The organism is Ideonella flava, from assembly GCF_051857595.1.
In the GTDB taxonomy this organism is placed as follows: domain Bacteria; phylum Pseudomonadota; class Gammaproteobacteria; order Burkholderiales; family Burkholderiaceae_C; genus Ideonella.
In genome coordinates this window covers 1-17,714 of record NZ_JBPZHD010000017.1, presented here as the reverse complement: position 1 = coordinate 17,714, position 17,714 = coordinate 1, and the positions used below count along the sequence as shown (strand labels likewise).

Sequence of the window (17,714 nt, the reverse complement as noted above, 5' to 3'; positions counted from 1 at the left end):
AAAGACGGACTATAGCACAGAGTTTTCTAAACGCCAGCCGCATCGAGCGTGGCACTGAACTTTTCTGCGTTCTGGAAGCCAATCACGCGCACGCCGGGAAGCTCCTGGCCGCCGGCGGCGAAGAAGATCGTCCCCGGCGGGCCGAAAAGATGGAAGCGCTTGAGCAACGCCACGTCGTCCGGTGAATTGGCCGTGACGTCGGCCTTGAGCAGCAGCGCCTTGGACAGCCGCGCACGGATGGCCGGGTCGCTGAACGTGAAGCGCTCCATCTCCTTGCACGAGACGCACCAGTCGGCATAGAAGTCCAGCATCACCGGGCGGTCGGCACGCTGCAAGTGCACGTCGAGCTCGGCCACGGTAGCCACCTTGACGAAGTCGAGTCCCGCCATCCCTGCATCGCCCCGCGCGGACTCTCCCAGGCGCGCGAGATGGGCCAGCGGCTGCAACGGATCACGTCCGCCTGAAGCGGCGCCACCCAGCAGCATCACACCCCAGGCCAAAGCCGCCACGCCCAGTGCCCGCTGAAGCCACACGCGGGGCGCTCCGCTGTGCGGGTTCGGGTCGAACGGTCTGAGCATGAAGCCGCCCATGAGCAGAAGGCCGCCCCACAGCGCCAGCCCCACAGACACGGCGAGCACAGGCTGGACGACCCACAGCGCGACCCCCAGCAGCACCAGTCCAAAGAAGCGCTTGACTGCATGCATCCACGCGCCCGAGCGCGGCAGCCAGGCGCCCGCCGAGGCCCCGAGAAGCAGCAGCGGGGTGCTCATCCCCACGGCCAGGGCGAACAGCGCACTGCCGGCCAGGGTCACATCGTGGGTCTGGCTCAAGAACAGCAAGGCACCCGCCAGCGGCGCCGTGACGCAAGGGCTCACGATGAGCGCCGACAGTCCACCCATCAGGAACACACCGGCCATCTGGCCGCCGGGCAAGCGGCGCGAGGCGCCATCGAGCCTGGTGGAGAGCGCTGAAGGCAGGCGAAGTTCGTAGACGTCGAACATCGACAGCGAGAACAGCACGAGCAAGGCGGCGAAGGCCGTCAGGACGGCCGGCTTCTGAAGCGCCGCCGCCAGGCCCTCGCCGGCCAGTCCGGCGGCAATCCCCAGGGCCGTGTAGACCAACGCCATGCCAAGCGAATACGAGCTGGCGAGCGCGAAGCCGCGGCGGCGTGAAACGGCGGCTCCGCCGGTCAGGATGGACGACAGGATCGGCAGCATGGGCAACACGCAGGGCGTGAAGGCCAGCAACAGCCCCATCAACCAGAAAGCCCCGACGGCCGTCCACCAGGAGCCGCTCTGGAGCACGCGCTGGACCCGGTCTCCGTCATTCGATGGCGTGCCGGGCTGCGAATTCGCGAGCACCTGGCTTTCAGGTGAGGTTGCATTCCGGATGGCCGACTGCAGCAATCCGGGCGATGCCTGCACGGCCGTCGTGGCGGACGGCGCATCGTTGGCGGCCACGAGCGTGGCCTGCCCCGTCCCGCCGAATCCTGCGAGCGAAACACGTACCTGACGGGTCAGCGGTGGATAGCACAGGCCGGCGTCAGCACATCCCTGCGAAACCACGTCGACGGTGAATCCCCCCGCCGCGGCGGCGCTCACCGGCAACCGGATCTCCAAGGGGCCGTGGTACGTCTCGACGTTCTTCTGGAAGTTCTCGTCGTACTTCACCTGCCCAGGGGGCAGCACGGGATCGCCGAGAGTGGCTTGCGCGGCCGTGAAGCGAAACTTCTCGCGGTAAAGGTAGTAGCCCGGAACGGTCCGGAAAGCCAGCAGGATCTCCTTCGGGCCAGCCGCCTTCGCCTCGAGGGGGAACGCCACCTCCGGTTCGAGGAAGTCATCGGCAGCCCGGGCCGCGGACATGGCGCCAAACATCAGAGCAGCCCAGAGCAGCACCCAGCTCAGCAGGCGGAATGGAGTGCCAGGCGAATTCAGCGGTCGAATCATGTCGTCTCTACAGAGAGGCTGCGGCGCCCGGTGGTTCCGTGCCGCCGCGGTCTGCCTGAGGCACCTTGTGAGCGCCCTGCAGGCACAAAACAAAAGGGCCAGCGTCGCTGGCCCTTTCAGGGTGTCTCGCGCAGCAAGGCTGCCTGAGCGCTTATTCGGCCGTCGCCTCGGCGGCTTCGGTCGACACTTCGGGCCGATCCACCAGCTCGACGAAGGCCATGGGCGCATTGTCGCCAACGCGGAAGCCCATCTTGAGAATGCGCGTGTAGCCGCCCGGGCGGGTCTGGTAGCGAGGGCCGAGCTCGTTGAACAGCTTGGTCACGATGTCGCGGTCGCGCAGGCGGGCGAACGCCAGGCGGCGGTTCGCGAGCGTGGGCTGCTTGCCCAGCGTGATGAGCGGCTCGACGACGCGGCGCAATTCCTTGGCCTTGGGCAGCGTGGTCTTGATGGCCTCGTGCTGCAGCAGCGAGACGCACATGTTGCGCAGCATCGCGGCGCGATGTTCGCTGGTGCGGTTGAGCTTGCGGAGTCCGTTGCGGTGACGCATGGTGGTGCTTTCCTTTCCTTATTGAACCCCTGGCCGTATCAGGTACCAGGGGGTGCACAGTGGCCACCCGTCAGGGCGGCCGGCTTCTTTGACGGCGCTCGCCGCCGTCTTTCCTGCTTAGCGCTTATCCAGGCCTTGAGGCGGCCAGTTTTCAAGGCGAGCACCCAGCGTGAGACCACGCGAGGCGAGCACTTCCTTGATTTCGTTGAGCGACTTGCGGCCCAGGTTCGGCGTCTTGAGCAGTTCCGTCTCGGTGCGCTGGATCAGGTCGCCGATGTAATAGATGTTCTCGGCCTTCAGGCAATTGGCCGAACGCACCGTCAGCTCCAGCTCGTCGACCGGACGCAGCAGGATCGGATCGAACACCGCCGAGCTCTTGGCCGGCTGGTCGAAGGTGGCGATGTCGCCCACGTCCAGCTGCGCGAAGACGGCCAGCTGCTCGACGAGGATCTTGGCCGAAGCACGGATCGCTTCCTCCGGCGAAATGGCGCCGTTGGTCTCGATCTCCATCACCAGCTTGTCGAGGTCGGTGCGCTGCTCCACGCGGGCATTCTCGACCGCATAGCTCACGCGCCTGACCGGTGAGAAGGAGGCATCCAGCACGATGCGACCAATCGACTTGGTCGGCTCATCGCCGTAGCGGCGAAGGTTGCCGGGCACATAGCCGCGACCCTTCTCGACCTTGATCTGCATGTCGAGCTTGCCACCTTGCGCCAGATTGGCGATGACATGCTCAGGGTTGACGATCTCGACGTCGTGCGGCGTCTGGATGTCAGCCGCGGTGACCGGGCCCTCGCCTTCCTTGCGCAGCACCAGCGTGACTTCGTCGCGGTTGTGAAGGCGGAAGACCACGCCCTTGAGGTTCAGCATGATGTGCACGACATCCTCGGCCACGCCGTCGACCGTCGAGTACTCGTGCAGCACGCCGGCGATCGTCACCTCCGTCGGCGCGTAACCCACCATCGACGACAGCAGCACGCGACGCAGCGCGTTGCCGAGCGTATGACCGTAGCCGCGCTCGAAAGGCTCGAGCGTGACCTTGGCGCGGTGGCCGCCCAGCGGCTCCGCAACGATGGCTTTGGGTTTCAGCAGATTGGTTTGCATGTAAGTCCTGTTCCTCTCAATACCCTCGGCTCGTTACACCGATAAGGCTGACGGACCACACCGGAGCGCGAGGGAACCGCCGCGGAACCGGCTTGCCGCGGCGGCGTTGGCCGCACGCATCCCCAACGGATGCATGCACCGAAAACGGCATCAACGCGAGTACAACTCGACGATCAGCGATTCGTTGATCTCGGCACCGAACTGGTCCCGATCCGGCACCTTCTTGAAGGTGCCTTCCATCTTCGAGGCGTCGACCTGGACCCAGTCGGGCAGGCCGATGGACTCGGCGAGCTTCAGGGCGTCCGCCACGCGAAGCTGCTTCTTGGACTTCTCGCGAATCGAGACCACGTCACCCGCCTTGACCTGGTACGACGGGATGTTCACCACCTCGCCGTTGACGGTCAGCGCCTTGTGCGAAACCAGCTGACGGGCCTCGGCGCGGGTCGAGCCGAAGCCCATGCGATAGACGACGTTGTCGAGACGCGATTCCAGCAGCACCAGCAGATTGGCGCCGGTGTTGCCCTTGCGGCGCTCGGCCTCGGCGAAATAGCGACGGAACTGGCGCTCCAGCACGCCATACATCCGCTTGACCTTCTGCTTCTCGCGCAGCTGCAGCCCGAAATCGGAGGTGCGGGAGCCGGAAGTGCGGCCATGCTGGCCGGGCTTGGAATCGAACTTGGCCTTGTCGCTGATGGCGCGGCGGGCGCTCTTCAGGAACAGGTCGGTGCCTTCACGGCGGGACAGCTTGGCCTTGGGCCCAAGGTAACGTGCCACGGTATGTCCTTTGTCAGGTGTGTTGCTGACGCGCCCGGTGGCCTGGCGAATGCCGGGCCGGCGCGCGAGTCTGGCGAATGTTTTTTAGTGCGCTCAGACGGTGGGCTTCGGAAGACGAAGAACCGGCCGCGAATTTCTTCGCGGTCGGCATTCGGGAAACTCTCGATTGTAGCAGAGCCCGTTCGGCCCCGCCAAAGCTCAGATGCGGCGGCGCTTCTGCGGGCGGCAACCGTTGTGCGGGATCGGGGTGATGTCCGAGATCGAGTTGATGCGGATGCCCAGCGACGCCAGCGCGCGTACCGAGGATTCGCGTCCAGGACCCGGGCCCTTGATCCGCACGTCCAGGTTCTTGATGCCCTGCTCCTGGGCAGCGCGGCCCGCGACTTCGGCGGCCACCTGGGCAGCGAACGGGGTCGACTTGCGCGAACCCTTGAAACCCTGGCCGCCCGACGAGGCCCACGACAACGCGCCGCCCTGGCGGTCGGTGATCGTGATGATCGTGTTGTTGAACGAGGCGTGCACGTGGGCAATGCCATCCGCGACGTTCTTGCGGATCTTCTTGCTCACACGCCGCGCGGCGGTGTTGGCAGGTGCTTTGGCCATGTTGTGTTCTCTTTGCTAGTCCGTGGACGGCGGATTACTTCTTCAGCGCGGCTGCACCCTTGCGCGGACCCTTGCGGGTACGGGCATTGGTGCGGGTGCGCTGACCGCGCATCGGCAGGCCACGGCGATGGCGGAAGCCGCGGTAGCAGCCCAGATCCATCAGTCGCTTGATGTTGATCGAGATTTCGCGACGCAGGTCGCCTTCGATCGTCAGCTTGCCCACCTCTTCCCGGATCTTCTCCAGGTCGCCGTCGGTCAGGTCCTTGACCTTCTTCGAGTAGGCGATGCCGACCGCGTCGCAGATCTGCTGCGCCGTCGTGCGGCCGATGCCGTAGATGTGCGTCAGGCCGATCTCCGCGTGCTTGTGCGGCGGAATGTTGATACCAGCAATACGTGCCATTGTGCTTCCTTCGATTCGCTGTCAGCCGTGGTGGCTCAACCCTGACGCTGCTTGTGGCGCGGGTCGGTGCAGATCACGCGAACCACGCCGTTGCGGCGGATGATCTTGCAGTTGCGGCACATCTTCTTGACCGAGGCCGAGACTTTCATGGTCTTCTCCTGGAGGGTTCAAACGCTCTGGACGTTGTTCACTTTGCGCGGAAAACGATCCGAGCGCGACTCAAATCGTACGGGGTCAGTTCGACAGTCACCCGGTCGCCCGGAAGGATGCGGATGTAGTGCATGCGCATCTTCCCCGAGATGTGCCCGAGAACCACATGCCCGTTTTCCAGCTTCACACGGAAGGTGGCGTTGGGCAGGTTCTCGAGAATCTCGCCCTGCATCTGGATGACGTCGTCTTTCGACATTTTTGGTTCTGGTGGCAGCCGGCTCGAGCGCGGTCAACTGGCCTTGAAATTCGCCTTCTTCAGCAGCGACTCGTACTGCTGACTCATCACGTAAGACTGCACCTGCGCCCAGAAGTCCATCGTGACCACCACGATGATGAGCAAGGAGGTCCCACCGAAGTAGAAGGGCACGTTGTACCTGAGCACCAGGAATTCCGGCAGCAGGCACACCATCGTGATGTAGATCGCGCCGGCAAGGGTGAGTCGGGACAGGATCTTGTCGATGTGCCTGGCGGTCTGCTCCCCTGGGCGGATGCCCGGGATGAACGCACCGCTCTTCTTCAGGTTGTCGGCGGTCTCGCGGCTGTTGAACACCAGGGCCGTGTAGAAGAAGCAGAAGAACACGATCATCGCGGCGTACAGCAGCACATAGATCGGCTGTCCCGGCGACAGGGCGCCGGAGATGTCCTTCAACCAGCGCAGACCTTCGCCGGTGGCAAACCATCCGACGATCGTCGCGGGCAGCAGAATGATCGACGACGCAAAGATCGGCGGGATCACTCCAGACATGTTCAGCTTCAGTGGCAGGTGCGACGACTGGCCGCCATAGACCTTGTTGCCGACCTGGCGCTTGGCGTAGTTGACCAATATCTTGCGCTGGCCACGCTCGACGAACACCACGGCAAAGGTGACGCCGATCACGATCGCGATGATGAACAGGCAGGCGATGATGCTCATCGCGCCGGTGCGAACCAGCTCGAACAGGCCTCCGATGGCGTTGGGCAGGCCCGCCGCGATCCCGCTGAAGATCAGGATCGAGATGCCGTTGCCCAATCCGCGCTCGGTGATCTGTTCACCCAGCCACATCAGGAACATCGTGCCGGCCACCAGGCTCACCACCGCGGTCACGCGGAAGCCGAAGCCCGGTGTGATCACCAGGCCCGAAGAGCCCTCCAGCGCCAGCGCGATTCCCAGCGACTGGAACACCGCCAGCAGCAGCGTGCCGTAGCGCGTGTACTGCGTGATCTTGCGTCGACCCGACTCGCCTTCCTTCTTCAGCGCTTCCAGGCTCGGCACCACGTAGCTCATGAGCTGCATGATGATCGAGGCCGAGATGTACGGCATGATCCCCAGCGCGAACACCGTGAACCGCGACAGCGCGCCACCCGAGAACATGTTGAACAGGTTCAGGATGCCGCCCTGCTGGCCCTGGAACAGCGCCTGCAGTTGTTGCGGATTGATGCCGGGCACCGGAATGTGCGCACCGATCCGGTAGACCACGAGCGCCAGCAGCAGGAAGACCAGCCGGCGACGCAGGTCGCCGAACTTGCCCGACTTGGCCAGCTGATTCGGGGAGGTTGCCACGAGGGTGGGTGTCCTTCGAGTCGTTAGCGAAGCAGCCAGCCCTTAGGCCAGCGAGCCACCCGCGGCCTCGATCGCGGCCTTGGCCCCGACCGTGGCGCCGATGCCCTTGAGCGCGACCTTCTTGCTCAGCTCGCCGGACTTGATCACCTTGACGTGCTTCACCAGCTCGCCAACCAGGCCGGCTTGCTTGAGCGTCAGCAGATCCACCTCATCGGCGCCCAGCGTCTGCAGCTCGTACAACGTGATTTCGGCGTTGAACTTCAGCTGAGCCGACTTGAAGCCGCGCTTGGGAAGGCGGCGATGCAGCGGCATCTGGCCGCCTTCGAAGCCGACCTTGTGGAAGCCACCCGCACGGGATTTCTGGCCCTTGTGGCCACGACCGGCGGTCTTGCCCAGGCCAGAGCCGATGCCACGGCCGACACGGCGCTTGGCATGCTTGGCCCCGGTGGCCGGCTTGATCGAATTGAGTTGCATGTCTTGTCCTCGTCTGCTCAGGCGCTCAAAGCACCTGCACCAGGTAGGCGATCTTGTTGATCATGCCGCGCACCGCGGGGGTGTCTTCCAGCACGCGCTCGCTGTTGAGCTTGCGCAGGCCCAGGCCGCGCACGGTATCCCGGTGCGAGGCCTTGCAGCCGATCGGGCTGCGGACCAGCTTGACCTTCAGGGTCTTCTTGGCGTCGGTCATTCGAGTTTCTCCTGCCTGGCCGATCAGTTGAAGATCTCTTCAACCGTCTTGCCGCGCTTGGCGGCGACCTCGGCCGGCGTGGTCGAGCGCTTCAGTGCGTCCAGCGTGGCGCGCACCATGTTGTACGGGTTGGTCGAACCGTGGCTCTTGGCCACGATGTCGGTCACACCCATCACCTCGAACACCGCGCGCATCGGGCCGCCGGCGATGATGCCGGTACCCGCCGGCGCCGGCGCCATCAGCACCTTGGCGGCACCGTGCTCGCCTTCCACCTTGTGGAAGATCGTGCCGTTCTTCAGGGCCACCTTGACCATGCCGCGGCGAGCCGCTTCCATGGCCTTCTGCACTGACACCGGCACTTCCTTGGCCTTGCCCTTGCCCATGCCGATGCGGCCATCGCCGTCACCGACCACGGTCAGCGCCGCGAAGCTCAGCGTGCGACCGCCCTTGACGACCTTGGTGACGCGGTTGACCGCGATCATCTTTTCCTTCAGGCCATCGTCCCGGCCTTCGTCCTGAATGCGGGGTTGAAACTTTGCCATGTTGCTATTCCTTCGCCGCTCGTGATCAGAACTGGAGACCGGCTTCGCGCGCGGCCTCGGCCAGCGCCTTCACGCGGCCGTGGTAGGCGAAACCGGCGCGATCGAACGCGACCTTCTCGACGCCAGCCGCCTTCGCCTTCTCGGCGATGCGCTTGCCCACCAGGGCCGCGGCGGCGGCGTTGCCGCCATTGCCGGACAGTTGCTCGCGCAAGTCCTTCTCGGCCGTCGAGGCAGAGGCGACCACGTGCGTGCCGTCTTCCGAGATCACTCGTGCGTAGATGTGCAGGTTCGAGCGGAAGACCGTCAGACGGGCGACGCCTTGCTTCGCAATGCGCTCGCGCGTTTGACGCGAGCGACGCAGACGCTGCTCTTTCTTGTTCAGCATGGTGTCGCTCCTTACTTCTTCTTGGTCTCTTTCAGGACCACGCGCTCATCGGCGTAGCGGATGCCCTTGCCCTTGTAGGGCTCAGGGGGGCGGATGGCGCGCACTTCGGCGGCGATCTGGCCGACGACCTGGCGGTCGGCGCCCTTGATCACGATCTCGGTGGGCGTCGCCGTCGCCACGGTGATGCCAGCAGGCATCTCCTTGACCACCGGGTGCGAGAAGCCCACCTGCAGGTTCAGCTTCTGGCCCTGGGCCTGGGCGCGGAAGCCCACGCCGACCAGGTTCAGCTTCTTCTCGAAACCCTTAGCCACGCCGTTAACCATGTTGGCCACCAGCGCGCGCACCGTGCCGCTCATGGCGTTCGACTCGGAAGAGTCATTGGCCGGAGCGAACTGCAGCGAACCGTTTTCCAGCTTGACCGTCACCAGCGCGCCCAGGGGCAGCACGAGGGTGCCGTTGGCGCCCTTCACGGTGATCTGGTCAGCGGTGATCTTCACGTCCACGCCTTGCGGGACGGTGATCGGCATTTTTCCAACGCGGGACATTGCTCGATTCCTTCCTTATGGCGTCGTCAGGCGACGTAGCACAGCACTTCGCCACCGACGCCGGCGGCACGCGCCTTGCGATCCGTCATCACACCCTTGGGCGTGGTGACGATGGCGACGCCGAGGCCGTTCATGACCTGCGGGATCGCATCGCGACCGCGGTAGATGCGCAGGCCCGGGCGGCTCACACGCTCGATGCGCTCGATCACGGGGCGGCCGGCGTAGTACTTCAGGCCGATCTCGAGTTCGTTCTTGCCGCTGTCACCCTTGACGGCGAAGGTGTCGATATAACCCTCGTCCTTCAGCACCTGCGCAATCGCGACCTTGAGCTTGGACGCCGGCATGGTCACCGAGGTCTTCTCAACGGCTTGCGCGTTGCGGATGCGGGTCAGCATGTCGGCGATAGGATCACTCATGCTCATGGTGTTTTCTCCTTGTCGCCTCGATTACCAGCTGGCCTTGATCACGCCAGGAATGTCGCCCTTGAAGGCGAGCTCGCGGATCTTGTTGCGGGCCAGACCGAACTTGCGGAACGTGCCGCGGGGACGACCGGTCAACTCGCAACGGTTGCGCAGGCGGGTCGGGTTGGCGTTGCGCGGGAGCTTCTGCAGCTCCAGGCGGGCCGCATAACGCTCGTCGTCGGACTTCTTGGCGTCGTCGATGATCGCCTTCAGCTCGGCATACTTCTTCGCGTACTTGGCGACCAGCTTTTCACGCTTGTCTTCGCGCTGCTTCAGAGAGGTTTTAGCCACAGGTCACCTCAGTTCTTGAACGGGAAGCGGAACGCAGCGAGCAGCGCCTTGCACTCGTCGTCGGTCTTCGCGGTGGTCGTGAAGGAGATGTTCATCCCCCGGATCGCGTCGATCTTGTCGTACTCGATTTCCGGGAAGATGATCTGCTCCTTGACGCCGATGTTGTAGTTGCCGCGGCCGTCGAACGAGCGACCGGAGATACCGCGGAAGTCACGCACCCGCGGCAGCGCGACGGTGACGAAACGATCCAGGAACTCGAACATGCGCGCACCGCGCAGCGTGACCATGCATCCGATGGGCACACCGTCGCGGATCTTGAATCCGGCGATGGCCTTCTTGGACTTGGTGACCACGGGCTTCTGGCCGGCGATCTTGGTCAGGTCTCCGACGGCGTGGTCCATGACCTTCTTGTCGGCCACGGCTTCGCTGACACCCATGTTCAGCGTGATCTTGGTCAGGCGCGGCACTTCCATCACCGACTCGTAGCCGAACTTGGCCATCATGTCGGGCACCACCTTCTCCTGGTAGTAGGCCTGCAGGCGCGCGACGATCGCGGCTTTTTGCTGTTGACTCATGCTCGCGCTCCTCAGGCCTTGATCTCTTCGCCGCTGGACTTGAAGACGCGGACCCTCTTGCCTTCGCCGCCCATCTTGATGCCCACGCGGTCGGCCTTGCCGGCCGCGGCATTCCAGATGGCGACGTTCGACTGATGGATCGGCATCGTCTTGTCGACCACACCGCCGGTCGTGCCCTTGAGCGGGTTCGGCTTCACGTGCTTCTTCACCACGTTGACGCCCTCGACCACGATGTGGTCTGCATCCACGCGCTCGGTCACGGTGCCGCGCTTGCCCTTGTCACGGCCCGTCAGCACCACGACCTGGTCGCCCTTGCGAATCTTGTTCATCGCGTTTGTCCTTTACTGTCGCGGGTGCGTCAGAGCACTTCCGGGGCCAGCGACACGATCTTCATGAAGCGCTCGGAGCGCAACTCGCGCGTGACCGGGCCGAAGATGCGGGTGCCGATAGGCTCCAGCTTGGCATTCAGCAGCACGGCGGCATTGCCGTCGAACTTCAGCAACGACCCGTCCTGGCGGCGCACGCCCTTGGCGGTGCGAACGACCACTGCGTTGTAGATCTCGCCCTTCTTGACGCGACCACGCGGCGCAGCCTCCTTGATCGACACCTTGATGATGTCGCCAATGCCTGCATACCGGCGCTTGGAACCACCCAGCACCTTGATGCACATGACGGACTTCGCGCCCGTGTTGTCAGCGACGTCAAGTCGCGTTTGCATTTGGATCATTTGTGTCCCCAACTTGTCTCGTCACACCCGCGAGAGATCAGGTGAGTCGAGCAGTCTTGGGCCCGTCAGTTGCCTTCAGAAGCTGAAAGCGCCTGCTTGGGGCGGATCCGGCTTTCCCCTTGCAACGAGCGTGCAAGCCGAAAGCCGGCGAAGCTTTAAATTATCAGCGTATTCCCGAGGGCTTGTCAAGCCTCCCGGGATCAATTCAGCGCGGGCGAAAGTTCAGCGGTTCTCGCGCGCCTGCGCCAGCAGCGTGGAGGCGTCGCTCACCTCGAACTTGCCGGGCTGCTCGAGATTCAACGTCTTGACGACGCCATCGACCACCAGCATCGAGAAGCGCTTGGCTCGCACCCCCATCCCGCCGGCCGACAGGTCCTGCTCCAGGCCCAGCGCGCGTGTGAAGTCGGCGCTTCCATCGGCCATCATGCGTACCTTGCCGGCGGTCTTCTGATCGCGACCCCAGGCGCCCATCACGAAGGCGTCGTTGACCGACACGCACCAGATCTCGTCCACTCCCGCGGCCTTCAGGGCGTCGGCCTGTTCGACGTAGCCCGGCACGTGCTTGGCCGAACAGGTGGGCGTGAAGGCCCCGGGAAGGGCGAACAGCGCGATCGTCTTGCCGGCCGCCTCTTTCTGGACATCGAAGGCGTTGGGGCCGATCGAACAGCCATTGCCTTCGACCTCGACGTATTCCTTGAGCGTGCCGGCGGGCAGCTTGTCTCCGACCTGGATCATGGTGATCTCCTCGAACGGGTGGTGAGCAGGGCCATCAAGAACAACGGCCGGGCGCCAGTATTCCAGCGTCCGGCCGCATCGGCTCGGCGAAAGTCGTCAAGACCCCGCCGGCCCGGGTGGCGTGGCGTTCAGACCAGGCGAGCCTTCTCGACCAGGCGGGTCACGACCCAGCTCTTGGTCTTGGAGATGGGGCGCGACTCGGCGATCTCGACGGTGTCGCCCAGGTGGTACTCGCCCTTTTCGTCATGGGCGTGGTACTTGCGCGAATGGCCGACGATCTTGCCGTACAGCGCATGCGCGGTGCGGCGCTCCACCAGCACGGTCACGGTCTTGGCGCGCTTGTCGCTGACAACCTTGCCGACCAGGGTGCGGGTGTTCTTGGTGGTCGCTTGAGCTTCGGTCACTTCGCAGCCCCCTTCTTCTTCTCGGCCAGGATGGTCTTGGCGCGGGCAATGTCACGACGGGTCTGGCCCAGCGTCGCCGTGTTCGACAGCTGCTGGGTACCCTTTTGCATGCGCAGGCCGAAGTGCGCCTTGAGGAGATCGGCGACCTCCTTCTCGAGCGCAGCGACGTCCTTGGCGCGCAGTTCAGATGCTTTCATGTGCTATGTCCTCGTTCAGGCGCCGATCTGGCGCGCCACGAAGGTGCAGCGCAGCGGCAACTTGGCGGCCGCCAGCGTGAACGCTTCGCGGGCCAGCGCTTCCGGAACGCCGTTGATCTCGTACAGCACCTTGCCGGGCTGGATCTCGGCCACGTAGTACTCGGGGTTGCCCTTGCCGTTGCCCATGCGGACCTCGGCCGGCTTCTGCGAAATCGGCTTGTCCGGGAAGATGCGGATGAAAATGCGGCCACCGCGCTTGATGTGGCGCGAGATGGCACGACGAGCCGCTTCGATCTGGCGTGCGGTCAGGCGGCCACGCTCGGTGGCCTTCAGACCGAAGTCGCCGAACGACACGTTGGCGCCACGGGTGGCGACGCCGGTGTTGCGGCCCTTCTGTTCCTTGCGGAACTTGCGACGTGCTGGTTGCAGCATGCTTATTCTCCTTTGCCTTCGCCGCCGGCAGCCGGAGGCGCGGCGACCTTGCGCACGCGCTTGACCGCCGGAGCGCCGGGGGCAGCGCCCTCGGCAGGCTTGTCGGCTCCCAGGCGCGGCGCGCCACGGTCACCACGGTCGCCGCCCGGACGGCCACGGCCGGTCGGGGCGCCCGGACGGGCCGGACGACGCGGGCGACGCTCTTCTTCCTGGCCCTCGGGCTTGGCCACGGGGGCTTCGCCGGCACCCAGGCGATCGCCACGGTAGACCCAGACCTTGACGCCGATGACGCCGTAGGTGGTCTTGGCTTCCGAGAAGCCGTAGTCGATGTCGGCCTTCAGGGTGTGCAGCGGCACGCGGCCTTCGCGATACCACTCGGTACGGGCGATCTCGATGCCGTTCAGGCGGCCGGCGGACATGATCTTGATGCCCTGGGCGCCCAGGCGCATCGCGTTCTGCATCGCACGCTTCATGGCGCGGCGGAACATGATGCGCTTTTCCAGCTGCTGGGTGATCGAGTCGGCGATCAGCTGAGCATCGATTTCAGGCTTGCGCACTTCCTCGATGTTCACGGCCACCGGCACGCCCAGGCGGCGGGTCAGTTCGGCCTTCAGGTTCTCGATGTCCTCGCCCTTCTTGCCGATCACGACGCCCGGGCGAGCCGAGAAGATCGTGATGCGGGCGTTCTTGGCGGGGCGCTCGATCAGGATGCGCGAGACCGCGGCATTCTTCAGGCGCGTCTTCAGGTAATCGCGCACCTGCAGGTCTTCGGCCAGCATCGTGGCGAAGTTGCGGCTCGACGCGTACCAGCGCGACGCCCAGGCGCGCGTGACGGGCAGTCGGAAGCCGGTCGGATGGATTTTCTGTCCCATGGTCTTCCTTCAGTTCCCCACGGTCACGTAGATGTGGCAGGTGCCCTTGCTGATGCGGTTGCCGCGGCCCTTGGCTCGGGCCGAGAAACGCTTCAGCGTGGTGCCTTGCTCCACGTAGATCGACGTGACCTTCAGCTCGTCGATGTCGGCGCCGTCGTTGTGCTCGGCGTTCGCGATCGCGGACTCCAGCGCCTTCTTGACGATGCCGGCGGCCTTTTTCTGAGTGAAGTTCAGGATGTTGAGCGCCTGGTCGACCTTCTTGCCGCGGACCAGATCCGCCACCAGACGGCCCTTGTCGACTGACAGGCGAACACCACGAACGATTGCCTTGGTTTCCATCGTCGTGTTCCTTTACTTCTTGGCCTTCTTGTCCGCCGGGTGACCCTTGAAAGTACGGGTCAGGGCGAACTCGCCGAGCTTGTGGCCGACCATCTGGTCCGTCACATACACCGGCACGTGCTGCTTGCCGTTGTGCACGGCAATGGTCAGGCCGATGAAGTCGGGCAGGATGGTCGAGCGACGCGACCAGGTCTTGATCGGCTTCTTGTCCTTCGTGGTCACGGCCTTGTCGGCCTTGGCCAGGAGGTGGTGGTCCACGAACGGACCCTTCTTGAGTGAACGTGCCATGTTCTACGGCCTCACTTCTTGCGGCGCGAGACGATGAACGTCTGCGTGCGCTTGTTGTTGCGCGTACGGTAACCCTTGGTCAGCGTGTTCCACGGCGACACCGGGGCCTGGCCCTCGCCGGTACGGCCTTCGCCGCCGCCGTGCGGGTGATCCACCGGGTTCATCGCCACGCCGCGCACGGTCGGGCGGATGCCCTTCCAGCGGATGGCGCCGGCCTTGCCGTACTGGCGCAGGTTGTGCTCTTCGTTCGACACCTCGCCGATGGTGGCGCGGCAGTCGATGTGGATCTTGCGCACCTCACCGGAACGCAGGCGGACCTGCGCGTACGTGCCTTCGCGGGCCATCAGCGTGACCGATGCGCCGGCCGAGCGGGCGATCTGGGCACCCTTGCCCGGCAGCATCTCGATGCAGTGGATGGTCGAACCCACCGGGATGTTGCGGATCGGCAGCGTGTTGCCCGCCTTGATCGGAGCTTCCGAGCCACTCAGGATGGTGGACCCCACTTCAAGACCGCGCGGGGCGATGATGTAGCGGCGCTCGCCATCGGCGTAGCACACCAGCGCGATGTGCGCCGTGCGGTTCGGGTCGTACTCGATGCGCTCGACCTTGGCGGGAATCCCGTCCTTGTTGCGCTTGAAGTCGACCACGCGATAGTGGTGCTTGTGACCACCGCCCTTGTGGCGGGTGGTGATGTGACCGTTGTTGTTGCGGCCGGCGTTCTGCTTCTGAGGCTCCAGCAGCGAGGCTTCCGGATCACCCTTGTGCAGATGCGGGTGCACCACCTTCACGACGGCGCGACGGCCGGCGGAAGTTGGCTTGACTTTGACGACTGGCATGGCTTACGCAGCCTCCCCGGAGAAGTTCAGCTCCTGGCCCGCCTTCAGCGAGACATAAGCCTTCTTGACATGGTCGCGACGGCCGATGGATCGACCAAAGCGCTTGACCTTGCCCTTCACGTTGACGACCGACACCGCCTCGACCTCGACCTTGAACAGCAGCTCGACAGCGGCCTTGATCTCGGGCTTGGTGGCATCGCGCAGGACCTTGAACAGCACCTGGTTGTGCTTCTCGGCGACCTGCGTGGCCTTCTCGGACACGATCGGGGCCACGAGCACCTGGGCGAGGCGACCCTCGCTGGCCTTCACCGGGCCGGGATTGATACGGGTGCTCATGCGAACATCTCCTTGAGCTGCTCGATCGCGGCCTTGGTCACCAGCACCTTCTTGTAGAAGACCAGCGACAGGGGATCGGCGTAGCGCGGCTCGACGACCAGCACGTTGGCCAGGTTGCGCGAAGCCAGGATCAGGTTGTCGTCGACCTGGTCGGCGATGACCATGACCGAGTCGAGGCCCATCGCCTTGAACTTCTGGGCCAGCAGCTTGGTCTTGGGCGCCTCGACGGTCAGCGAATCGACCACCGCCAGGCGGCCGTCACGGGCCAGCTGAGACAGGATCGCGGCCATGCCGGCGCGATACATCTTCTTGTTGACCTTGTGCGAGAAGTTCTCGTCAGGCGTGTTCGGGAAGATGCGACCGCCCCCGCGCCACAGCGGCGACGAGGTCATGCCGGCGCGAGCGCGGCCGGTGCCCTTCTGGCGGAACGGCTTCTTGGTCGAGTGATGGACTTCGGCGCGGGTCAGCTGCTTGCGCGTGCCTTGGCGCGCGTTGGCCTGGTAGGCCACCACGATCTGGTGAACCAGCGCTTCGTTGTAATCGCGTGCGAACACGGTGTCGGGCGCATCCACCTTGGCGGTGGCCTGACCTTGTTCGTTCAGGAGCTCGAGTTGCATAGCGCTTAGGCTCCCTTCTTGACGGCCGCGTCAGCGCCGCCCTTGGCGGCGCGGGCCTTGACGGCGGGGCGCACGACCACATGGCCGTTCTTGGCGCCCGGCACCGCGCCGCGCACCAGCAGCAGCTGGCGGGCTTCGTCGATGCGGATCACGTCGAGGTTCTGGGTGGTGACGGTCTCGTCGCCCATGTGGCCGGTCATCTTCTTGCCCGGGAACACGCGGCCCGGATCCTGCGCCATCGAGATCGAGCCGGGCACGTTGTGCGAACGGCTGTTGCCGTGCGACGCGCGCTGCGAGCTGAAGTTGTGGCGCTTGATGGTGCCGGCGTAGCCCTTGCCGATCGAGGTGCCCTGCACGTCGACCTTCTGGCCCGCGGCGAACAGCGTGACGGGAACGGTCGCACCGGCCTGGTACTGCCCTGCGACGTCGGCGTCGACGCGGAATTCCTTCAGGATTTCGCCGGCTTCGACACCCGCCTTGGCGAGGTGGCCAGCTTCAGGCTTGGACACGCGCGAGGCTTTGCGCGCACCGAACGCCACCTGGACGGCGCTGTAGCCGTCGGTCTCAACGGTCTTGACCTGGGTCACGCGGTTGTTGGACACATCGAGCACGGTCACGGGAACGGCGTCGCCGTCGTCCGTGAACACGCGCATCATGCCCACCTTGCGGCCCAGCAATCCGAGGCGATTGCTAAGACTCATGGTTTTCTCCGCCCTCATGGGGAGGGCCGGTTTACACGACCCGACATCGATTGGCCGGGCTGACGAATGGAAAGCCGGGTAACGAGATCGTCACCCGGCTTCCAGGAAAGCTCGCGAGTATAGCAGATGCGGGCTGCCCCACAACCGCCGCCCTCGCGGCGCAGCTTTGCTTACTGCAGCTTGATCTCGACGTCCACGCCTGCCGGCAGGTCCAGCTTCATCAGCGCGTCGACGGTCTTGTCGGTGGGGTCGACGATGTCCATCAGGCGCTGGTGCGTGCGGATCTCGAACTGGTCGCGCGAGGTCTTGTTGACGTGCGGCGAACGCAGGATGTCGAAACGCTGCATGCGGGTCGGCAGGGGCACTGGGCCCTTGACGATCGCGCCGGTGCGCTTGGCGGTGTCGACGATCTCCAGCGCGGACTGGTCGATCAGCTTGTAGTCGAAAGCCTTCAGGCGGATGCGGATCTTTTGCTTTTGCATGGTGCAGCCCGCCTTACGCGATGATCTTGGCCACGACGCCGGCGCCGACGGTGCGGCCGCCTTCACGGATGGCGAAGCGCAGGCCTTCTTCCATCGCGATCGGGGCGATCAGCTTGACGGTGATGCTGACGTTGTCGCCG

Annotated in this window: 32 protein-coding genes; all 32 read right to left on the bottom strand. The window is 64.7% G+C overall.

Annotation, left to right across the window (positions count from 1 at the left end):
* Window positions 1-26 precede the first annotated feature (26 nt).
* On the bottom strand, window positions 27-2,039 hold the full coding sequence (gene dsbD / locus ACS5PM_RS29860; protein ID WP_439391640.1) for a protein-disulfide reductase DsbD: 2,013 nt from the start codon (window positions 2,037-2,039) through the stop codon (window positions 27-29).
* Between the two features lie 58 nt (window positions 2,040-2,097).
* Window positions 2,098-2,493: a 50S ribosomal protein L17 gene (gene rplQ, locus ACS5PM_RS29855; protein ID WP_439391638.1), complete on the bottom strand. Its 396-nt coding sequence runs from the start codon at window positions 2,491-2,493 to the stop codon at window positions 2,098-2,100.
* 117 nt (window positions 2,494-2,610) lie between these two features.
* Window positions 2,611-3,597, bottom strand: a complete 987-nt coding sequence (locus tag ACS5PM_RS29850) for a DNA-directed RNA polymerase subunit alpha (protein WP_439391637.1) — start codon at window positions 3,595-3,597, stop codon at window positions 2,611-2,613.
* Between the two features lie 150 nt (window positions 3,598-3,747).
* A complete protein-coding gene (gene rpsD, locus ACS5PM_RS29845; protein ID WP_439391636.1) occupies window positions 3,748-4,371 on the bottom strand; it encodes a 30S ribosomal protein S4 in 624 nt (207 codons plus the stop codon).
* Between the two features lie 198 nt (window positions 4,372-4,569).
* Complete coding sequence (rpsK, locus tag ACS5PM_RS29840; protein ID WP_341426776.1) at window positions 4,570-4,974, bottom strand: 30S ribosomal protein S11; 405 nt, start codon at window positions 4,972-4,974, stop codon at window positions 4,570-4,572.
* 34 nt (window positions 4,975-5,008) lie between these two features.
* Window positions 5,009-5,374: a 30S ribosomal protein S13 gene (rpsM, locus tag ACS5PM_RS29835; RefSeq protein WP_439391634.1), complete on the bottom strand. Its 366-nt coding sequence runs from the start codon at window positions 5,372-5,374 to the stop codon at window positions 5,009-5,011.
* A gap of 35 nt (window positions 5,375-5,409) precedes the next feature.
* Entirely contained in the window at window positions 5,410-5,523 is a 114-nt protein-coding gene (rpmJ, locus tag ACS5PM_RS29830; RefSeq protein WP_058933616.1) for a 50S ribosomal protein L36, read from the bottom strand.
* 38 nt (window positions 5,524-5,561) lie between these two features.
* Window positions 5,562-5,780 carry a translation initiation factor IF-1 gene (gene infA, locus ACS5PM_RS29825; RefSeq protein WP_439391632.1) on the bottom strand — a complete coding sequence of 73 codons (219 nt, stop codon included), beginning with the start codon at window positions 5,778-5,780 and terminating at the stop codon, window positions 5,562-5,564.
* 33 nt (window positions 5,781-5,813) lie between these two features.
* The gene (secY, locus tag ACS5PM_RS29820; protein ID WP_439391631.1) at window positions 5,814-7,124 is read right to left on the bottom strand and encodes a preprotein translocase subunit SecY; all 1,311 of its coding nucleotides are present in this window, start codon (window positions 7,122-7,124) and stop codon (window positions 5,814-5,816) included.
* Window positions 7,125-7,166: 42 nt separating this feature from the next.
* On the bottom strand, window positions 7,167-7,598 hold the full coding sequence (gene rplO / locus ACS5PM_RS29815) for a 50S ribosomal protein L15 (RefSeq protein ID WP_439391630.1): 432 nt from the start codon (window positions 7,596-7,598) through the stop codon (window positions 7,167-7,169).
* 25 nt (window positions 7,599-7,623) lie between these two features.
* The gene (gene rpmD / locus ACS5PM_RS29810) at window positions 7,624-7,809 is read right to left on the bottom strand and encodes a 50S ribosomal protein L30 (protein ID WP_324157748.1); all 186 of its coding nucleotides are present in this window, start codon (window positions 7,807-7,809) and stop codon (window positions 7,624-7,626) included.
* A gap of 23 nt (window positions 7,810-7,832) precedes the next feature.
* Window positions 7,833-8,351, bottom strand: a complete 519-nt coding sequence (gene rpsE, locus ACS5PM_RS29805) for a 30S ribosomal protein S5 (RefSeq protein WP_439391629.1) — start codon at window positions 8,349-8,351, stop codon at window positions 7,833-7,835.
* A gap of 25 nt (window positions 8,352-8,376) precedes the next feature.
* Window positions 8,377-8,736: a 50S ribosomal protein L18 gene (gene rplR, locus ACS5PM_RS29800; RefSeq protein WP_439391628.1), complete on the bottom strand. Its 360-nt coding sequence runs from the start codon at window positions 8,734-8,736 to the stop codon at window positions 8,377-8,379.
* Window positions 8,737-8,747: 11 nt separating this feature from the next.
* Window positions 8,748-9,281, bottom strand: coding sequence for a 50S ribosomal protein L6 (gene rplF / locus ACS5PM_RS29795; RefSeq protein ID WP_439391627.1), 534 nt, complete (start codon window positions 9,279-9,281; stop codon window positions 8,748-8,750).
* Between the two features lie 26 nt (window positions 9,282-9,307).
* Window positions 9,308-9,703 carry a 30S ribosomal protein S8 gene (gene rpsH / locus ACS5PM_RS29790; RefSeq protein ID WP_329718967.1) on the bottom strand — a complete coding sequence of 132 codons (396 nt, stop codon included), beginning with the start codon at window positions 9,701-9,703 and terminating at the stop codon, window positions 9,308-9,310.
* Window positions 9,704-9,727: 24 nt separating this feature from the next.
* Window positions 9,728-10,033 (bottom strand): 30S ribosomal protein S14, encoded by a 306-nt coding sequence (rpsN, locus tag ACS5PM_RS29785; protein ID WP_439391626.1) that lies wholly within the window; start codon window positions 10,031-10,033, stop codon window positions 9,728-9,730.
* Window positions 10,034-10,041: 8 nt separating this feature from the next.
* Window positions 10,042-10,608 carry a 50S ribosomal protein L5 gene (gene rplE, locus ACS5PM_RS29780; RefSeq protein WP_439391625.1) on the bottom strand — a complete coding sequence of 189 codons (567 nt, stop codon included), beginning with the start codon at window positions 10,606-10,608 and terminating at the stop codon, window positions 10,042-10,044.
* A gap of 11 nt (window positions 10,609-10,619) precedes the next feature.
* Window positions 10,620-10,937 carry a 50S ribosomal protein L24 gene (gene rplX / locus ACS5PM_RS29775; RefSeq protein ID WP_439391624.1) on the bottom strand — a complete coding sequence of 106 codons (318 nt, stop codon included), beginning with the start codon at window positions 10,935-10,937 and terminating at the stop codon, window positions 10,620-10,622.
* Between the two features lie 29 nt (window positions 10,938-10,966).
* Window positions 10,967-11,335, bottom strand: coding sequence for a 50S ribosomal protein L14 (gene rplN, locus ACS5PM_RS29770; RefSeq protein ID WP_439391623.1), 369 nt, complete (start codon window positions 11,333-11,335; stop codon window positions 10,967-10,969).
* 222 nt (window positions 11,336-11,557) lie between these two features.
* On the bottom strand, window positions 11,558-12,070 hold the full coding sequence (locus tag ACS5PM_RS29765) for a peroxiredoxin (protein WP_439391622.1): 513 nt from the start codon (window positions 12,068-12,070) through the stop codon (window positions 11,558-11,560).
* A 128-nt stretch (window positions 12,071-12,198) separates the two neighbouring features.
* Window positions 12,199-12,474 carry a 30S ribosomal protein S17 gene (rpsQ, locus tag ACS5PM_RS29760; protein WP_439391621.1) on the bottom strand — a complete coding sequence of 92 codons (276 nt, stop codon included), beginning with the start codon at window positions 12,472-12,474 and terminating at the stop codon, window positions 12,199-12,201.
* Window positions 12,471-12,671 carry a 50S ribosomal protein L29 gene (gene rpmC / locus ACS5PM_RS29755; protein WP_439391620.1) on the bottom strand — a complete coding sequence of 67 codons (201 nt, stop codon included), beginning with the start codon at window positions 12,669-12,671 and terminating at the stop codon, window positions 12,471-12,473. Before rpmC ends, rpsQ begins: the two co-directional genes overlap by 4 nt.
* Before the next feature lie 15 nt (window positions 12,672-12,686).
* Window positions 12,687-13,103, bottom strand: a complete 417-nt coding sequence (rplP, locus tag ACS5PM_RS29750; protein ID WP_374674020.1) for a 50S ribosomal protein L16 — start codon at window positions 13,101-13,103, stop codon at window positions 12,687-12,689.
* Between the two features lie 2 nt (window positions 13,104-13,105).
* Window positions 13,106-13,975 (bottom strand): 30S ribosomal protein S3, encoded by an 870-nt coding sequence (gene rpsC, locus ACS5PM_RS29745; protein WP_439391619.1) that lies wholly within the window; start codon window positions 13,973-13,975, stop codon window positions 13,106-13,108.
* Between the two features lie 9 nt (window positions 13,976-13,984).
* The gene (gene rplV, locus ACS5PM_RS29740) at window positions 13,985-14,314 is read right to left on the bottom strand and encodes a 50S ribosomal protein L22 (RefSeq protein ID WP_439391618.1); all 330 of its coding nucleotides are present in this window, start codon (window positions 14,312-14,314) and stop codon (window positions 13,985-13,987) included.
* A 12-nt stretch (window positions 14,315-14,326) separates the two neighbouring features.
* Complete coding sequence (gene rpsS / locus ACS5PM_RS29735; RefSeq protein ID WP_329718949.1) at window positions 14,327-14,602, bottom strand: 30S ribosomal protein S19; 276 nt, start codon at window positions 14,600-14,602, stop codon at window positions 14,327-14,329.
* A gap of 11 nt (window positions 14,603-14,613) precedes the next feature.
* Window positions 14,614-15,438 (bottom strand): 50S ribosomal protein L2, encoded by an 825-nt coding sequence (gene rplB / locus ACS5PM_RS29730; protein ID WP_439391617.1) that lies wholly within the window; start codon window positions 15,436-15,438, stop codon window positions 14,614-14,616.
* Window positions 15,439-15,441: 3 nt separating this feature from the next.
* Window positions 15,442-15,774: a 50S ribosomal protein L23 gene (gene rplW / locus ACS5PM_RS29725; RefSeq protein ID WP_439391616.1), complete on the bottom strand. Its 333-nt coding sequence runs from the start codon at window positions 15,772-15,774 to the stop codon at window positions 15,442-15,444.
* Window positions 15,771-16,391 (bottom strand): 50S ribosomal protein L4, encoded by a 621-nt coding sequence (rplD, locus tag ACS5PM_RS29720; RefSeq protein WP_439391614.1) that lies wholly within the window; start codon window positions 16,389-16,391, stop codon window positions 15,771-15,773. Before rplD ends, rplW begins: the two co-directional genes overlap by 4 nt.
* Before the next feature lie 5 nt (window positions 16,392-16,396).
* The gene (rplC, locus tag ACS5PM_RS29715) at window positions 16,397-17,092 is read right to left on the bottom strand and encodes a 50S ribosomal protein L3 (protein ID WP_439391613.1); all 696 of its coding nucleotides are present in this window, start codon (window positions 17,090-17,092) and stop codon (window positions 16,397-16,399) included.
* 170 nt (window positions 17,093-17,262) lie between these two features.
* Entirely contained in the window at window positions 17,263-17,574 is a 312-nt protein-coding gene (rpsJ, locus tag ACS5PM_RS29710; protein ID WP_019561663.1) for a 30S ribosomal protein S10, read from the bottom strand.
* 13 nt (window positions 17,575-17,587) lie between these two features.
* Window positions 17,588-17,714, bottom strand: a 127-nt coding sequence (locus ACS5PM_RS29705) for an EF-Tu C-terminal domain-related protein (RefSeq protein ID WP_445683271.1), incomplete at its 5' end; no start/stop codon positions are given.

Coding starts and splice junctions, on each gene's coding strand:
- rpmD (WP_324157748.1), bottom strand. CDS start 7,809: ATGACCGACGCCAAGAAGACCCTGAAGGTCAAGCTGGTCCGCAGCCCG.
- rpsH (WP_329718967.1), bottom strand. CDS start 9,703: ATGAGCATGAGTGATCCTATCGCCGACATGCTGACCCGCATCCGCAAC.
- rplB (WP_439391617.1), bottom strand. CDS start 15,438: ATGCCAGTCGTCAAAGTCAAGCCAACTTCCGCCGGCCGTCGCGCCGTC.
- rplE (WP_439391625.1), bottom strand. CDS start 10,608: ATGAGTCAACAGCAAAAAGCCGCGATCGTCGCGCGCCTGCAGGCCTAC.
- rplP (WP_374674020.1), bottom strand. CDS start 13,103: ATGCTGCAACCAGCACGTCGCAAGTTCCGCAAGGAACAGAAGGGCCGC.
- rpmC (WP_439391620.1), bottom strand. CDS start 12,671: ATGAAAGCATCTGAACTGCGCGCCAAGGACGTCGCTGCGCTCGAGAAG.
- rpmJ (WP_058933616.1), bottom strand. CDS start 5,523: ATGAAAGTCTCGGCCTCGGTCAAGAAGATGTGCCGCAACTGCAAGATC.
- infA (WP_439391632.1), bottom strand. CDS start 5,780: ATGTCGAAAGACGACGTCATCCAGATGCAGGGCGAGATTCTCGAGAAC.
- rplQ (WP_439391638.1), bottom strand. CDS start 2,493: ATGCGTCACCGCAACGGACTCCGCAAGCTCAACCGCACCAGCGAACAT.
- rplD (WP_439391614.1), bottom strand. CDS start 16,391: ATGCAACTCGAGCTCCTGAACGAACAAGGTCAGGCCACCGCCAAGGTG.
- ACS5PM_RS29765 (WP_439391622.1), bottom strand. CDS start 12,070: ATGATCCAGGTCGGAGACAAGCTGCCCGCCGGCACGCTCAAGGAATAC.
- rpsS (WP_329718949.1), bottom strand. CDS start 14,602: ATGGCACGTTCACTCAAGAAGGGTCCGTTCGTGGACCACCACCTCCTG.
- rpsM (WP_439391634.1), bottom strand. CDS start 5,374: ATGGCACGTATTGCTGGTATCAACATTCCGCCGCACAAGCACGCGGAG.
- rpsK (WP_341426776.1), bottom strand. CDS start 4,974: ATGGCCAAAGCACCTGCCAACACCGCCGCGCGGCGTGTGAGCAAGAAG.
- rplO (WP_439391630.1), bottom strand. CDS start 7,598: ATGCAACTCAATTCGATCAAGCCGGCCACCGGGGCCAAGCATGCCAAG.
- rplV (WP_439391618.1), bottom strand. CDS start 14,314: ATGGAAACCAAGGCAATCGTTCGTGGTGTTCGCCTGTCAGTCGACAAG.
- rplF (WP_439391627.1), bottom strand. CDS start 9,281: ATGTCCCGCGTTGGAAAAATGCCGATCACCGTCCCGCAAGGCGTGGAC.
- ACS5PM_RS29850 (WP_439391637.1), bottom strand. CDS start 3,597: ATGCAAACCAATCTGCTGAAACCCAAAGCCATCGTTGCGGAGCCGCTG.
- rplW (WP_439391616.1), bottom strand. CDS start 15,774: ATGAGCACCCGTATCAATCCCGGCCCGGTGAAGGCCAGCGAGGGTCGC.
- rplX (WP_439391624.1), bottom strand. CDS start 10,937: ATGAACAAGATTCGCAAGGGCGACCAGGTCGTGGTGCTGACGGGCCGT.
- rpsE (WP_439391629.1), bottom strand. CDS start 8,351: ATGGCAAAGTTTCAACCCCGCATTCAGGACGAAGGCCGGGACGATGGC.
- rplN (WP_439391623.1), bottom strand. CDS start 11,335: ATGATCCAAATGCAAACGCGACTTGACGTCGCTGACAACACGGGCGCG.
- rpsC (WP_439391619.1), bottom strand. CDS start 13,975: ATGGGACAGAAAATCCATCCGACCGGCTTCCGACTGCCCGTCACGCGC.
- rpsJ (WP_019561663.1), bottom strand. CDS start 17,574: ATGCAAAAGCAAAAGATCCGCATCCGCCTGAAGGCTTTCGACTACAAG.
- rplR (WP_439391628.1), bottom strand. CDS start 8,736: ATGCTGAACAAGAAAGAGCAGCGTCTGCGTCGCTCGCGTCAAACGCGC.
- rplC (WP_439391613.1), bottom strand. CDS start 17,092: ATGAGTCTTAGCAATCGCCTCGGATTGCTGGGCCGCAAGGTGGGCATG.